The 15636-nt window shown below is 54.9% G+C and carries 8 protein-coding genes; 5 read left to right on the top strand and 3 right to left on the bottom strand.

Going from position 1 to position 15636, the window contains the following annotated elements; all coding sequences use genetic code 11:
- Positions 1-218 precede the first annotated feature (218 nt).
- On the top strand, positions 219-1808 hold the full coding sequence (locus tag A8O25_RS00525; RefSeq protein ID WP_241498894.1) for a serine hydrolase: 1590 nt from the start codon (positions 219-221) through the stop codon (positions 1806-1808).
- A gap of 297 nt (positions 1809-2105) precedes the next feature.
- The gene (locus tag A8O25_RS00530; protein WP_066829376.1) at positions 2106-5093 is read left to right on the top strand and encodes a M16 family metallopeptidase; all 2988 of its coding nucleotides are present in this window, start codon (positions 2106-2108) and stop codon (positions 5091-5093) included.
- A gap of 1241 nt (positions 5094-6334) precedes the next feature.
- Here A8O25_RS00530 and A8O25_RS00535 read toward each other — a convergent pair.
- Positions 6335-8551: a TonB-dependent receptor gene (locus A8O25_RS00535; protein WP_161947670.1), complete on the bottom strand. Its 2217-nt coding sequence runs from the start codon at positions 8549-8551 to the stop codon at positions 6335-6337.
- 229 nt (positions 8552-8780) lie between these two features.
- Here A8O25_RS00535 and A8O25_RS00540 point away from each other — a divergent pair, with 229 nt between their 5' ends.
- The 3 genes from A8O25_RS00540 (at position 8781) to A8O25_RS00550 (ending at position 11911) form a co-directional block, all read left to right on the top strand.
- A complete protein-coding gene (locus tag A8O25_RS00540) occupies positions 8781-9977 on the top strand; it encodes a PQQ-dependent sugar dehydrogenase (RefSeq protein WP_066829382.1) in 1197 nt (398 codons plus the stop codon).
- Between the two features lie 457 nt (positions 9978-10434).
- On the top strand, positions 10435-11547 hold the full coding sequence (locus tag A8O25_RS00545) for a DUF4932 domain-containing protein (protein ID WP_066829385.1): 1113 nt from the start codon (positions 10435-10437) through the stop codon (positions 11545-11547).
- Between the two features lie 145 nt (positions 11548-11692).
- Positions 11693-11911, top strand: coding sequence for a hypothetical protein (locus tag A8O25_RS00550; RefSeq protein WP_066829388.1), 219 nt, complete (start codon positions 11693-11695; stop codon positions 11909-11911).
- A 1438-nt stretch (positions 11912-13349) separates the two neighbouring features.
- Here A8O25_RS00550 and A8O25_RS00555 read toward each other — a convergent pair.
- Together A8O25_RS00555 and metX are read right to left on the bottom strand one after the other, a co-directional pair.
- Positions 13350-14597 carry a homoserine dehydrogenase gene (locus tag A8O25_RS00555; RefSeq protein WP_066829391.1) on the bottom strand — a complete coding sequence of 416 codons (1248 nt, stop codon included), beginning with the start codon at positions 14595-14597 and terminating at the stop codon, positions 13350-13352.
- Positions 14576-15631, bottom strand: a complete 1056-nt coding sequence (gene metX, locus A8O25_RS00560) for a homoserine O-acetyltransferase MetX (RefSeq protein ID WP_066829394.1) — start codon at positions 15629-15631, stop codon at positions 14576-14578. The genes A8O25_RS00555 and metX overlap by 22 nt, the downstream gene beginning before the upstream one ends.
- Between the last annotated feature and the right edge of the window lie 5 nt (positions 15632-15636).

Raw genomic sequence — 15636 nt, forward strand, 5'->3', positions numbered from 1 at the left:
GGAAAAGGTCTTGGTAGCGAACGGCAGCAACAGAAATGTACGGCCTTTCTAGTTTGCCCACAAGTTCCTTTCAGGATGACAAAAGATATTGTACCTCTATTGCCCTTACTTCCAGCTAATCTGCTCCGGAAGCGGCACAAAGTTAGCGCATTATTCGGGAAACCGCTCTTTTTAGAGGCTACGGCGTTTCACCGCCGAAGACTTTTTTGTACCTTCCCATGAAATTTGATGCTCACTTACGCTGCCGTATGAACGTTTGCCCGTCTTTCCGCCGGTTTTCCTTCTTCGTTTCCCTGCTCTGGATTTGTTCTTTCCACGTTTCGGCCCAGGCCGATCTGCAGAAACTGGACGCCTATTACCAGAAAGCGCTCAAAGACTGGAATGTTCCCGGCATGGCCATTGCCATTGTGAAAAATGACTCGGTGATTTTCGCCAAGGGCTACGGCGTGCTGGATGCGCAGAAAGGCGGCGCGGTTGACGCGAACACCGTCTTCGGGATTGCCTCCAACTCCAAAGCCTACACCGCCGCCGCGCTGGGCATTCTGGTAGACGAAGGCAAACTCAATTGGGATGACCCGGTGACCAAATACCTGCCGTATCTGCAGCTCTACAGCCCGTACGTGACCCAGCAGCTCAACATCAAAGACCTTTTGAGCCACCGCGCCGGTTTCCAGACTTACTCCGGTGATTTGCTCTGGTACAACACCACCTACACCCGCAAAGAGATTCTGCAGCGTGCCAAGTACCTGGAGCCCACCTACAGTTTCAGGAGCGGCTACGGCTATTCTAACCTTATGTTCATCGCCGCCGGCGAAGTCATTGAGGCCGTGTCTGGCAAAACCTGGGAGCAGTTTATTCAAGAACGCTTCTTCGGGCCGCTGGGCATGACCCGTTCGTACACCAGCGTAAACCAATTAAAAGGCGTAACCAACGTAGCCACACCGCACGCCAATCCGGTGAAGGAAGGCGAAAAACCCGTGCCCACCGTGCTCACCGCCTGGGACAATTGGAACCCCGCCGCCGGTATTTTCACCAGCGCCCTCCAGCACGCGCAATGGGTACGCCTGCAACTGAACCGCGGCACCTACAAAGGCAAACGCATCTTCTCTGAGGCCGCCAGCCACCAGATGTGGACCATGCACAACCCCTTCCCTATTCCGCCCCAGGCCGAAGAAATCAACCCCACCACCCATTTCTCCGGGGCCGGGCTGGGCTGGATGCTCAATGACTACGAAGGCCGTAAAATCATTGCCCACGGCGGCGGCCACGAAGGCATGAACAGCCGCACCGTGCTGGTGCCCGAAGAAAAACTGGGCATTGTGATTCTCACCAACAGCATGAGCAGCATCATGGCACCCGTAGCCACCTACACCGTTGACCAATTCCTGGGCATCAAAAACGGCCGCGACTGGAGCCAGTTCAACCTGGACATGGCCGCCAAGTTCAAAAAGCAACAGGAAGCTACCGCGGCTAAAAAGCCGAAGGAGAAAGCCGCTAAAGCGAAACTGCTGCGCGACCTGAATGACTACGTGGGCACCTACCGCAGCCCCTTGTACGGCGACGCCATGATTCGCCTGCAGAACGGTAAACTGGTACTGGATTTGGTGCCGGCCCCAGCACTAGGCGGTGAATTGTCTCTCTGGAAAGGCGATATCTTTGATTTGGACTGGAAAAATGACTTCGCGCTGTTGACGCCTACGCGGGTGCGGTTTCTGCCGGGGAAAGACGGTGCTGTGGGCGAGATGCGGCTAGATGCCAACAACCCAGACTTCCATTTTTCTGAGCTGGAGTTTAAGCGGGTAAAGTAGAACCTCCGCTGCGTTTTCGGCCTATTTTTTGAAAAACAGGCGAAAAACGCAGTTACACCACTTTCGCATCCTATAATTTTATTGGAATTATCCCAACGTTAGGAACCAGACCGCAGGGGTAAGGGTTCTTCTGAAACTTAGGCGCAATTTCAGACCAATTGATTCATAAACAGACTACTAGCGCCTGTCAGGTTGTTTTTCAGGGAACAAACTACCAGTTGTTTATTTTCTCAGGATTATTCATTAGTATTATACTACTAATCACCCAACACTAACATTCCTTTAAACAAACTACTTATGTCAAAGAAGAGTACACTGGCGGTGCTGCTGGCGGCGGCGCTGCTGACGCAGGCCCAGGCGCAGACCAACAGGAAGCCGGCCACCCCGGTGAAGAAGACCGCCTCCGCGGCCAAGGCCCAGCAGGGCACGCGGCTGGTGGAGAAGGTCACCAGGAAGGGCGGCGAGCTGGTGATCCCCTACGAGAAGTACGTGCTGCCCAACGGCCTGACCGTGATCGTGCACGAGGACCACTCTGACCCCGTGGTGCACGTGGACGTCACCTACCACGTGGGCAGCGCCCGCGAGGAGGTGGGCAAGTCGGGCTTCGCCCACTTCTTCGAGCACATGATGTTCCAAGGCTCCGACAACGTGGCCGACGAGGAGCACTTCAAGATCGTCTCCCAGTCTGGCGGCACGCTCAACGGCACCACCAACCGCGACCGCACCAACTACTTCGAGACCGTGCCCAGCAACCAGCTGGAGACCGCCCTCTGGCTGGAGGCCGACAGAATGGGCTTCCTGCTCGACGCCGTCACCCAGAAGAAGTTTGAGGTGCAGCGCGAGACCGTGAAAAACGAGCGCGGGCAGCGGTACGACAACTCGCCTTACGGTTTGGTGTATGAAAAAGTAAGCGCGGCGCTGTACCCGTATGGCCACCCATACTCCTGGACCACCATTGGCTACATTGAAGACCTGAACCGCGTAGACGTGAACGACCTGAAGAACTTCTTCCTGCGCTGGTACGGGCCCAACAACGCCACCCTCACCGTGGGCGGCGACGTGACCCCGGCCCAGGTGGTGAAGCTGGCTGAGAAGTACTTCGGCCCCATCCCGAAGGGGCCGGAGGTAAAGAACATGAAGCTACCGGCGCCGGTGCTCACCCAGGACCGTTACATTTCGTATGAAGACAACATCCGGTTCCCTATGGTGCAGATGACCTTGCCCACGGTACCGGCCAGTCACCCAGATGAAGCGGCCTTAGATGTGTTATCACGCGTGATTGGCGGCGGCAGAACGTCTATCATCTACCAGAACCTGGTAAAAACGCAGAAGGCCAATCAGGCAGGTGCGTATCATTCCACCTCAGAACTGGCCGGTGAGTTCACCTTGACCGCCCGCACGTTCCCAGACAAGTCTCTGGCAGACATGGAGAAGGAGCTGCGCAACGCCATTGCCGAGTTTGAGAAGAAAGGCGTGTCTGATGATGATCTGGAGAAATTCAAAGCCTCGGCGGAAGCCAGTTTTATCAACCGCCTGTCCAGCGTATCTGGCAAGACCTCTACGCTGGCTGCCTACCAGACCTTCAACGGCAACCCTAATTACCTCAAGCAGGAGATGCAGGCAATCCAGTCTGTGACCAGAGAAGACGTGATGCGGGTGTACAACAAATATGTGAAGGGCAAGAAGGCCGTCATCCTGAGCGTGGTGCCAAAAGGCAAACCAGAAATGGTGGCCAAGGCCGATAACTACACTGTTGACAAATCTGGCTACAAAGCCCCGGCAGATCAGTACGCCGGCCTGAAGTATGTGAAAGCCAAAGACACCTTTGACCGCAGCAAGAAACCTGCCGCCGGCGCCAACCCCACCATCACCGTTCCGCCGTTCTGGAAGCAGAATCTGGCCAACGGCATCAAGGTGATTGGCTCTAAAAACGATGAAGTACCTACCGTAACGTTGCTGTTCACCCTGCAGGGCGGGCACAAGCTGGAGGCGCATGATCCGTCTAAAGCCGGTATTGCCTCTTTGACGGCCTCCATGCTGAACGAGTCTTCTGTGAAGCGTTCTGCCGAGGACATCAGCACCGAGATGGAGAAACTGGGCTCCTCCATTTCCTTCGGCAGTGGTTCTGAAAGCATGACCGTGCAGGTGCAGTCGCCGGTGAAAAACCTGGACGCCACCCTGGCCCTGCTGGAAGAGCGCATGTTCAGCCCTAAGTTTGACCAAATAGAATTTGACCGCCTGAAGAAGCAGCGCCTAGAGGCCATCAAAAACCAGAGCACCCAGCCTACCGTGGTGGCAGACAACGTGTACAACAAAATGCTGTACGGTGAAGGCAACATCAGAGCTGTACCAGTAGTGGGAACGGTGCAAACGGTCGAAAATATTTCGCTGGAAGACGTGAAGAAATTCTACCAGAATTACTTCTCGCCAAGCGTGACCAACCTGGTGATTGTGGGCGATGTGGAGCAGAACCAGATCATGCCCAAGCTGGCGTTCCTGAACAAGTGGCAGCCGAAACAGGTGACCATGCCGTCAGATTTTAAAACCGCCGGTATTGACAAGACCAAGATCTTTATTGTAGACAAGGAGAAAGCCGCCCAGTCTGAGATCCGGATTGGTTATATGGCGCTGCCGTATGACGCCACCGGCGAGTACTACAAAGCTTCTTTGATGAACTATGTGCTGGGTGGGGCCTTCAACAGCCGCATCAACCTGAACCTGCGCGAAGACAAAGGCTACACCTACGGCGCCCGCTCGGGCTTCTCCGGCACCGAGGAAGCTGGTCCGTTCACGGCCTCTGCCGGGGTTCGCTCCAATGCCTCAGATGCCTCTGTGGTAGAGTTCATGAAGGAGATCAAGCGCTTCCGGGAAGAGGGAATCACCGACGAGGAACTGGCCTTCATGAAGAGCGCCATCGGCCAGTCAGACGCCCGCCGCTATGAGACCTCGTTCCAGAAGGCGGCCTTCCTGAACAACATGCTGCGCTACAACCTCACGCCTGACTACGTAGCCAAGCAGAACGAAATCCTCCAGAACATCACCAAGGAGGAGATCAACGCGCTGGCCAAAAAGTACCTCCCTGTTGACAATATGAGCATCATGCTGGTAGGAGACAAAGCGGCTATCAAGCCGGGCCTGGAGAAACTGGGCTACGAGGTGGTGGAGCTTGATCCGGACGGTGCCCCAATCGTAGCCAAGGTGGAGGCCCCGGCCATCACCGCAGAGCCGAAGAAGGAGGATCCTAAGAAAGGCAAGAAGGCCAAGAAAGAGGGACGCATCTTCTAGTTCTTCTGCAATACCAGACACTGCTCCGGCAGTGACCTGCTTTGGAGGCGTTTCCGGGAAAAGAGCCCGGAAACGCCTCTTTTTTTCGTGCTCCCCAGGTCTTCCAAGTGCCTTTATGCCTCAGGTCAGCTTGTGGTCAGGGGAAGTGCTCCGCAGATTCTTCTGTCTGCTGCTGCCCTGGCTGTGGCGAGGTCTGGTTTGCTGTTCCCCTGGCGGTGACGGTTAACGACGGAGTGCGTAGTCTGTAGTTGCTGTTGGCTAGCTGCTGCAGGGGCAATGCTTAGTCTGCTGTTCCCCTAGCTGCGGCAGGAATGTGAAGTTCGCTGTTCCCCTGGCTTTGGCGTTTGATGCGTTGGTTTAGTAGCTGCGTTGTTTCACCTCTTCTGCTAAGCGCTCACGGCCGCGGGGCCCCGTCCTGGGGGTGAGCACTGCTGTTAAAACTAGGCCCTCCGGCCTTGCCGCCGGAGCGGCACCGTATTAACAGAGGCGCTCACCCCCAAGACTGGTTTGGGTTCCATTGCAGCTATTGCTTTTCTTGATGTAGATTGTTTGCAGGTAACTATTGCAGTCCCGCTAGCCTATGGCGAGCCCGTGCTGCGCACATCTGCCAGGGGCAGAAGTGCTAATTATCAGAGGTGCCACCAGTAGAAGTGTTGATTGTTCATTGTTGTTTCTTTGCTTACTTATTGCTGCTTGTTTGTCACAATCTCTGGTTCAAGTTTCCAACTTGGACCTATAATGGCGGAAGCTTTCAGCTTCCATGGGGCGGCCGCCTCACATGACCTCTGCCCTCTATAGCTCCCTCTTCTGCCCCTCTATGGCTCGGAAGTTACTTCCGTGCCTTCTAACGCCAGCTGATACTCACGCGCTGGCGCGAGTCCCCAGACGCGTGCCTACAGCTGACGGGCGGTCTCTGGCTGCCCTCGCGGCGCGGCAGCGAAACCAGACATTGCTGCTTCTTTCGTGTTGAATTGCCTAAAGAGAAAAGAAAGGACTCAAGACTCAGGACCCAGAACTCTCTCCCCTACTCCCCCTTTGAAGGGGGCGAAGGGGGATGTTTACTCAGGAGGACACGCATGCCTGATACTCCCCTCCCGGGAGAGGCAGGGGCAGGTTCCATACGCCTGCCACCGCTGTACCGCCTGCCCTAAGACCCTTAACGCGGTCCAAGGGCCTGCGGGCGTCTGTGCCAAAAGCCGTTTCCGGCCTGTTTTTCGTAAATCATCGCTAAAACGCACAGGCTAAAAACTCTTCTTCACCTGTATGCCCCCATAGAAATTCCTCCCGGGTGCAGCCTGAAAATACCGGCCTCCAAAACCATTCAGATCATTGCCCAGGCTGTAGGCGCGGTTGGTGGCGTTGTCTATACCTGCGTACAGATCCAGTCCCCATTTATCCTGCCAGGTGCGTCTAAAGCCGGTGCGGGCGCCAAAAATGTAAAACTCTGGGGCATAAACGGTATTGGCATCATTCAGCGGAATCTCTGCGGTGTAATTGGCGGTGGCGTTGAGGTAAAAACCCGGCCTGGTGTCAGCGTCTAAACCTAGCGTAAGCACGTGCTGGGGTGTACCTGTGAGTTGGTTGCCAGAATAGTCATTCTCCCCAGATTGGTATTGCTGAAACCTGAAACGGTTAAACGCATACGTGCTCCAAACCCGAAGCATCTGTAGACCCTGGGTGGGGGCTTGCACCAACGCGTAGCCCAAAGAAGCCTCTATGCCTTGTTGCCTGGTGGCACCTGCATTTATAAAATATTCTATTGCTACCTTTTCACCATATGCCAAAACCGAATCGGTACGGCGAACAATCGTTTCATCCAGGTTAAAGAAGTAGCCCGCCACATCAAAACTCAACCGCCGGTTCAAGTAATATCCCCGCAACCCTACTTCATAGTTCACTCCCTGCTCTGGTTGCAGGGTGGTATTGAATTGGCCGCTGCTGGGCCGCAACTCGGCGTCTGTGGGCGGAGAGAAACCGGTGCTGATGCTGGCGTGGGCCGAAAGCTCCGGCGAAAACACTTTCACCAGCCCCACGCGCGGCGAAAACTGTGGCTCCAGGTTTCTGGCGCGTACGGGTACAGACGAAGCAATAGCCGCATCAAACACCCTGGTCAATTCATACCGCACGCTGTTCAGGCTCGCTCCTACGGTAAAGATGAACCGGGCGGGCAGGTCAAGTTCGGCCTGGCCGAAAACAAAGCTTTGCTGCTGCCAAATCTCATCATCATATTTCAAATCCCCTGTTTCGCCGGCTTGGTTATGATAGTGGCGGGAATTCATGAAGCTCCTGAACGCCTCAGCGCCCAGCGTGAAGCGGGCGGGCAGAGTGGCCAGCTGTGTGCGGTAGGTGGTGCGGGTTCTTCCGCCGAAGGCCTGGTTCGTGTTCCGCTCATAGTCTGTGGGGAACGGGTTGTCAAAGAAGCTGAAAACCCCAAACAGGGAGGTGGTGTTGCTCCACTGGTCATTGAAATGGTAGGTATGCACCAGTCCCAGATTGATGCCTTCCAAGTCAATGGAAGCCTTCTGGTCTTTGTTCATTTGGCGGGCGGCACGGGGATTCTGGCTAAACTGTTCGCGGGTGAGGGCCCCGGGCAGCTCATAGTACAGGTCAGAATAGTAGGCGTGAAAGGAAAAAGTCTGCTTCTCTGACGGATACAGCTGGCCTGAGACGAGCAGCGTCTTCCGGTCCAGGGCGCTCTGCTCCCTATAAGCGTCTAATTTCTGCGCGTCATACCGCACCAGCAGGTTTGATTTCTCCCCGCCTACGGCCGCAGAGGCAAACCCTCGGCGCAAGCCGAAAGAGCCTACCAACCCACCTACCGCGGCACTGGTTTCGCCGGCGGCCGGGCGCACAGTCTCCAGCAGCACCGCCCCGCCGGTACCGGCCCCGTACACGCTGCCCGCAGGCCCTTTGATCACCTCTACACTGCCAATGGTGGCGGCATCTAGCAGGTTGAGCGGCAGCGTACTGTTCGCCTCTACCAGAGGCACCTCATTCAGGTAGACCTTCACGTTACGCACGCCAAAGGGTGCCCGCAGACTGCTGCCCCTAATGGAGAGACGGTAGCTGCCGGTGGCCCGTTCCTCCATGCGCACCCCCGGAATGGTATTGAGCGCCGGTACCAGCGTAGTCTCACTGAAACGCTCCAGCTCGCGCTTTTCCAGCAGGGCAACAGAGCCGGCCGTCTCCTGCAGAGGCCGTCTGCTCTCATAGCCGGTCACCACCACCTCGCGCAGCTGGGTAGTGTGGGCAGTGAGCGGTACTGTAAGGCTGGCGGGAAGGCCCTGTACCGCGTAGGTGCGGGTGCGGTAGCCCAGAAGGGCAATGGAAAGGGAATCGGCGGTAGCCGGAATCTCTAGTGAAAAACGCCCCTGGGCGTCACTTACGGAACCTACCGCAGTCCCTACCGCCCCAACGCTGGCACCGGCCAGCGGCTGCCGCGTCTGTGCGTTCAGCACACGGCCAGAGATTTTGGTTTGGGCAGCAACTGCAGCAGAAAGGCAAAACAGACAGAAAAGAAACAGGTATTTCATGGAGACGGCACCAGCGGCAAGAATGATATTTCTACGGACAATTCAGATAAGTACTTGTAACAAACCTACCGCAATTCGGTTAGAAATAAGTAACCAAACCGCAGCTTCCGGCTGGTCTCCTTACGGAACCCGCCCCTGCGAAAGCCATGAAACTATGAAAAAAACCTCCTCCGCTGTAACCGCCGGGCTCTTGTCCCTTTTATTTGCCGCCTCTCCGGGGCATGCCCAAACCAAGAAACCCGCCGTCTCTGAAAGCATGCAGGGCCATATCTTTAAACCTGCCGTACTGGAACCCACAGAGGCACATGTGCGCCAGCTCAAGGTGCCCGCCGGGTTCACCGTGACCAAGTTTGCCGAGAATCTGGGCAAACCCCGTATGCTGGCGGTGGCACCAGACGGCACGGTCTATGTGACCAGCCGTGAGGCCGGCACCGTGACCATGCTCAAAGACAAAAACAAAGACGGCAAAGCCGATGAGACCAAAGTGGTGGCCCAGAAGGAAAACATGCACGGCATTGCCCTCAAAGACGGCAAAGCCTACCTCATCACCGTAAATGACGTCTACACCGCAGACCTGAACAAAGACGGCACGCTGGGCTCCCTCAAAGAAATCATGACGGGCCTGCCCGAAGGCGGCCAGCACAACAACCGAACCCTGGCCTTTGGACCTGACGGCAAACTCTACATCAGCGTGGGCAGCACCTGCAACGCCTGCGAAGAAACCACTGACCTGAACGGCACCATGCTCCAGGCCGATGCCGACGGCAAGAACCGCCGCATCTTTGCCAAAGGGTTGCGCAACACCATCGGGTTTGGCTGGCACCCGCAAACCAAGGCCATGTACGGCTTTGACCACGGCATAGACTGGCTGGGAGACGAAGAGGCCAAAGAAGAGTTCAACCGCCTGGAAGACGGCGCCGACTACGGTTGGCCGTACGTCTACGAGAACGGCAAAGCCAACAAAGCCGATGAGCCCAAAGGCATGAGCTGGGAAGAGTACGCCAAAAAAGCCAAGAACCCGGTGCTCCTGTACCGGGCCCACGCGGCGCCGCTGGGGCTGGCGTTTTACACCGGCTCCCAGTTTCCGAAGGAGTACAACGGCGACGCATTTGTGACCATGCACGGCTCCTGGAACCGGAAAGAAGCAGTAGGCTATAATGTGGTGCGGGTAAAATTCCAGAACGGCCAGCCTACCCAGATAGATGATTTCCTGACGGGTTTTCTCCTGAACGGCAACAAAGCCCAGTTTGGCAGGCCCTGCGGCATAGCGCAGCACCCAGACGGCTCCCTGCTCATTTCAGATGATGAGAACGGGGTCATCTACCGGGTGGCGTACACCGGCAAAAAGTAAACCGCCGGTTTTCGCCTGTTTTCCAAAAACCAGCCCAGAAACAGCCGTTTTGGGGCTGGTTTTGTTTTTTTTCGGCACCAGAACTTCGCATTTCTCCAGTAGGTGTGAGTAGTATCTTTCACCGGTTTACGGCTGTTGCGGAGTAAGCGCCCACTCACCGGTGGCCCAACGCTCCTGACAAGCAATGGCTGAAGATTCAACTCCAGCCATTGCGTTTGTCAAAGTTGCCAGGAAAGTTTCTGTTTTAGGCCTGTTTTCTCAAAATCAGCGCCAAAACAGCAGGATTGCCCTCTGCAGGAACCCTAGAATAAAAAACATTTTTCCTCCGGAAGGAAATAAAACGGCTTTCTTTTCGACCATAATTTATATTACTTTATATCAGCTGTTGACTTCCAGAAAGAGAACCTCAACCGTTTATCTCGTATCAGTCTGTTTGTTCATATACTTGGTAACTCCCATGCTGCACTTTCTCACCAAAGCGGTACTGGCCGCTTGCCTGCTCCTGCTCCCCCACCTGCCAGCGGTTGCCCAACAGAAAGAGATAATAGTAGAAGTCAATAAGAATATAGAGGTCTTGTGCGCCTTGAACAACCAGCTCTCTGCGGCCTTTCTCCGGGACTCAGTGGCAGATCCTTTCCTGTACACCTCAACACGGCTTATGCGGTTGAATTATGAACATTTTTTGCCGTACCAGAAGCACCCAGCCGTGGAGGCTACCCAGCACCTGTCAGATAAAATTGGCACGGGTGTGTACCTGTTAGGGCTGTTTTATGAAGAGCTGCCCAGGGTAAAGCAAAAGCAGCCGGTCTCTGAGGTTATTCTGCGGGAGATTCACCCCCACCCAGACACTGCCGCCCAGGTGGTGCAGGCCTACATGCAACTGGTGGCGCAATTCTACCAGGATACCCGGTTTGACCGTTACCTTCGGCAGAACCAACCCACCTACCAGCTGGCCATACAGGAAGTCCGGAAAAGCCTCCCTGGCCGTGCCTTTCTCCCCACCCTGGAAAACTATTATGGTGCCTCCAAAGGAAGCTATCACTTAGTGGTGATGCCCTTCTTCAAGTCAGGCTGGGGCCTCTCCTGGCAGGTGGAGGATCACGGGAAAACGCACCTCTACAACATTGCGGCCCCCATGCAGGAACAGGTTCTTGACAGGAACAAAAGAACGTTAGCCGCCGGGTATGACAACCCAACTGAAATCAGGAATCTGTCTGTCCATGAGTTTGGCCATTCGTTTGTGAACCCTCTCACCACCCAACCACCGCTTGAAGCACAGATCAACCAGTATGCGCACCTGTTCAAGCCCATCCCCCATCAGCCCCAGTACACAGATTGGCTAACCAGTTTTAATGAGCATCTGGTACGGGCCGGTGAAATACGCATTGCACTGCAAATGGGTACTGCCCAGGGCGCCCAGGCCCTACAGACCTCCTACCGAGACTGGATGTACCTGCCCCACTTCCTGCAACAGCTTTCCAGGTATGAGCGCAACCGGATACAATACCCCACCCTGGCCTCCTTTCTCCCAGACCTGGTTGCGTCCCTGTCAGCACTTGGCCAAAAGTAAGGGCAACAGAGACCAGGGCGGCACAGCATTGAGCCCCCTGTCACCTGGCACACCTGCCTTATCTACTTCTGCCATTCTCCCGTAAACGGAAGCAGGCGTTTCACACCTAAAAAGGTGACACCCTGCCACCTAAACCAAGAGAACTATGAAAAAGACAGCAAATTTACTGGCTACTGCTTTTACCGCCGCCTTCCTGTTCACCTCCTGCGGTGATTCCAAACCCACAGAAACCACCGGCAACACCGTAACCGAAGACATGGTAGACGGCGCCGACGGCGGCTTAGACTCCCTGAACACCTCTGAACCAGACTCTCTGGACACGTCTCAGCAAGACATGACCACCCAAACTGATTCGGCCAGGTAGGCCATAGTCTTTTAGAAAAATCATTACCTGTTTTGGAGCCGTTTTTCTGAGAACAGCTCCAAAACAGGTACTCTGTGTACTGATTGATGTTTCCCGCCAGTACAAGGTTTAGTGAAGACGTGCTGTTTTTCAATCGGGTCCTTAGTGAAGGGCAGGAGAACTCAAGTTTGCTGAGCTGCGGCAAAAAACTGAGTCAGGCGTAATGAACCTGCCCCTTCCAGGGAGGGGTGTATCAGGAATGCGTGGGGCAAATGGCGGGTGACCGTACCTCAGCAATGCGTGGAACGGCAGGTGTCAACATCCCTCTTCGCACCCTTCAAAAGGGGGAGTATTGGAGTGAGTTCTGAGTCCTGAGTTCAAAGTCCTTTCTTTTCCCCCCAGACAAATCAGCACGAATGAAGTAGCAATGCCTTGTTTCGCCGCCGCGCCGCGAGGGCAGGCAGAGACGGCCCGTCATCAGTAGGCACGAGTATGGAGACTCGCGCCAGCGCGTGAGTATCAGGTAGCGTTAGAAGGCACGGAAGAAACTTCCGCGCCATAGGGGGCAGAAGAAGCAGAAGTAATGTGAGGCTGCCGCCCCATGGAAGCTGAAAGCTTCCGCCATTATAGGTCCAAGTTGGAAACTTGAACCAGAGAAATCGGCAGGCAAGCAGCAATAAGTAAACAAACAACAATAAACAATCAACACTTCTGCCAGTGGCACCTGGGTTAATCAACACTTCTGCCCCTGGCTGATGTGCGCAGCACGGGCTCGTCTCAGGCTAGCGGATCAGCAACGGTTACCTGCAAACCAATTAACAACCAGAGAAGCTGATCAGGAGGGGAACCCAAACCAGTCCTGGCGGGGAGCGCCTCTGTTAATACGGTGCCGCTCCAGCGGCAAGGCCGGAGGGCCTAGTTTTAACAGCAGTGCTCACCGCCAGGACGGGGCCCCGCGGCCGTGAGCGCTTACCGGAAAACATGAAACAATGCAATGAGTGAGGCACCGCGTCAACCACCAAAGCCAGGGGAACAGCAGATTACACATTCCTACCACAGCCACGGGAGCAGCAGACCGCGCATTCCCACTGCAGCAACACCGCCAAGGGAAACAGCAAACTTCACCCAACCAAGGGAACTGCAGACAAAGAAAACCTGATCAGCAGCAGCAAACTATCCATTACCAAAAGAAACAGCGAACCGTGCAATCCAGCAGCAGATAGCAGGGTACAGCTGAGTACTCCAGCCACCCGGAGCCGCCGTCAAAAAGCTATCCCGTTCTAGTCAATCTCTAAAACTGCCCCCTTCATTAACCAATGAGCCCCACTCCTGTTTATGGCCTGTTTTTCAAAAAGTAGCCCAAAAACGAAAACGCCCGGCTTTAAAAGCCAGGCGTCTTGCGCGATTAAAACAAACTAATTTAAACAAGCTACTATCTTTAGAGTTGGCCGCCTCTCAGCTAGGAAAGCTCCACGGCCTCATACTTTTTTACATTCTTAGGCGAGGCAAAGTCAGAAGACAAAGCTAAGATGAAGGCACCCGCCTCTCTTATTTTATCCTGGTTGCGCAGCAGGCTCTCTAAGGTGACCATGCCTACCACAGAGTCAGAGTCGGCGGCGCTTTCAATAATGCGCTGGCGGTAGAAGTCCAGCGACTCCAGTAAGTTGGGGTCAGAGGTACGCAGGTACACCTCAATCTGAAAATCAAGCGCCAAAGCAGGCTCTGCCTGACGCTGCTGCAATTTCTTATAGCCGTAGCGGTACCCGTTGCTGATGGAGATAACATCAGACAGCACAGCCGCCCCGGTAGGGTGCCCTCCCGCGCCTTTGCCTTTGAAAAGCTGCGGGCCGGAGTAGCCACCCTGCACCACCACCCCATTAAACTCCTGTTCCACCATCTTCAGGTCGTCGGCGTCCCCTACTAAGCTTGGCAAGACCAGGGGCACAATCTCCCCTTCTGGTGTTAGGTGCACAGATGCCACTAACTTGATGGTACTGCCATTCTGCCGGGCAAACTCCAGATCACGGTTGCCTAGAGAGTCAATCCCGAAGAAAGCCACCTCCTGCGGTGCCAAAGTTCTGCCAAAAGCGTGCGCAGTGAGAATGCACAGCTTGTGGCGGGAGTCAGCCCCAGCCACGTCTAACCAGGGGTCCAGTTCGGCAAAGCCTTTGTCCTGCGCCTCTTTGAGGGCATCTGCGTACGGCTTCTGTTTCTGGAAAATCTGGCTTAATATATAATTTGAGGAGCCGTTGAGAATGCCATGCACGCGCTCCAGCGGTTCATTTGAAAAATATTCCTCAACGGTTCTTATGATGGGGATACCGCCGGCCACAGCCGCTTCATACAGCAAGACACCTCCAAACTGCTCCTGCAGTTCCAGCAATTCAGGCAGATGGTAGGCTACTAGTTTTTTGTTTGCGGTCACCACCCGCCTGCCCTTTCGCAAGGCGGCGGTCACTATGCCATAGGCTTCTGTGGCATCACTGATGGCCTCCACCAACAGGTCAAGCTGATCATCTGCCAACACTTCCTCCGGATTGAATGAGAACTCTTCTGCCGGTAACGGACGGACTTTAGCGGGATCTTTCACGCAGATCTTCTCAATCTGAAACGGCAAGTTCTTCTCCCGCGCCAGAATATCATACAGCCCCTGCCCTACGCACCCAAACCCAAACAAGCCTATCTTTAGAATACGGTTGGAATCCATGTCTTTCTCTTTGGTTTTTTCTGTAAAAATGTCTCTAATATTTCCTGTAGCTGGGCAAACTCCAGCAAGAATCCATCATGTCCGTATTCTGAGCGCACCACCTCAAAGGTAGAGTTTGGGATGTGCCGGGCCACCAGCCGCTGCTCAGTGAGCGGGAACAGCACATCTGAATCTACGCCAATGACCAAGGTCTCTGCCTGCACCTGCGCCAGCGCTTCTTCAACTGACCCTCTTTCCCTGCCCACGTTGTGGGAATCCATCATTTTGGTAAGGTGCCAATACGAGAAAGCATTGAAGCGTCTGGCCAGTTTCTCGCCCTGGTACTGCTGATAAGAAGCCGCCCTGAAATTGTCCAGCCTATTATTATGGGTCTCCCGCTGAGAACGGTTATATGCCTGGTAATTGCGGTAAGAGAGCAGGGCAACCGCCCGGGCAGTTTTCATTCCGTTCAAACCGGCATCATCTGTGTTCAACTGCCAGGTCACATCCTGCTCAATGGCCATACGCTGGCTCTCGTTAAACGCCACCCCCCATGGGGTCTGGCGGGCGTTAGAAGCCACGTGCACCAGCTTGTTTACCAGTTCTGGGTTACTCACTGCCCACTCCAGCGCCTGCTGACCCCCCACCGAGCCACCTACCAGCACGTCAATCTCCTCAATCTCCAGGTGTTCCCGCAGGTAGTTGAAGGCCCGTACCACATCACGGTTGGTCAAGGTGGGGAAAGTGTGGTAATATGGCCTCCCTGTATCTGGGTTCAGGGAGAGCGGACCGGTAGAACCATAGCAACTGCCCAGGGTGTTGGCGCAGACAATAAAGTGCCTGGCCGGGTCAAAAATCTTGCCCTCGCCAAACAGGCCGCCCCACCAGTCATTGACAAAGGCATTGGCAGTTAAAGCATGGCATACCCAAACTACATTGCTTTTATCAGCATTCAGGGTGCCCCAGGTGGTGTAAAAAAGCTGGAAGCCGGGCAAAGATTGCCCAGACTCCAGTTGGAATTCATCATAAAAGGTAAAGACGCGTCCTTTCAGCATGGCAA

This window comes from Rufibacter ruber, from assembly GCF_001647275.1.
Lineage (GTDB): Bacteria > Bacteroidota > Bacteroidia > Cytophagales > Hymenobacteraceae > Nibribacter > Nibribacter ruber_C.

What these genes read in the sequence shown, in the direction of transcription:
- A8O25_RS00525 (WP_241498894.1), top strand. Translation starts at nt 219, where the DNA reads ATGAAATTTGATGCTCACTTACGCTGCCGTATGAACGTTTGCCCGTCT.
- A8O25_RS00530 (WP_066829376.1), top strand. Translation starts at nt 2,106, where the DNA reads ATGTCAAAGAAGAGTACACTGGCGGTGCTGCTGGCGGCGGCGCTGCTG.
- A8O25_RS00540 (WP_066829382.1), top strand. Translation starts at nt 8,781, where the DNA reads ATGAAAAAAACCTCCTCCGCTGTAACCGCCGGGCTCTTGTCCCTTTTA.
- A8O25_RS00545 (WP_066829385.1), top strand. Translation starts at nt 10,435, where the DNA reads ATGCTGCACTTTCTCACCAAAGCGGTACTGGCCGCTTGCCTGCTCCTG.
- A8O25_RS00550 (WP_066829388.1), top strand. Translation starts at nt 11,693, where the DNA reads ATGAAAAAGACAGCAAATTTACTGGCTACTGCTTTTACCGCCGCCTTC.
- A8O25_RS00555 (WP_066829391.1), bottom strand. Translation starts at nt 14,597, where the DNA reads ATGGATTCCAACCGTATTCTAAAGATAGGCTTGTTTGGGTTTGGGTGC.
- metX (WP_066829394.1), bottom strand. Translation starts at nt 15,631, where the DNA reads ATGCTGAAAGGACGCGTCTTTACCTTTTATGATGAATTCCAACTGGAG.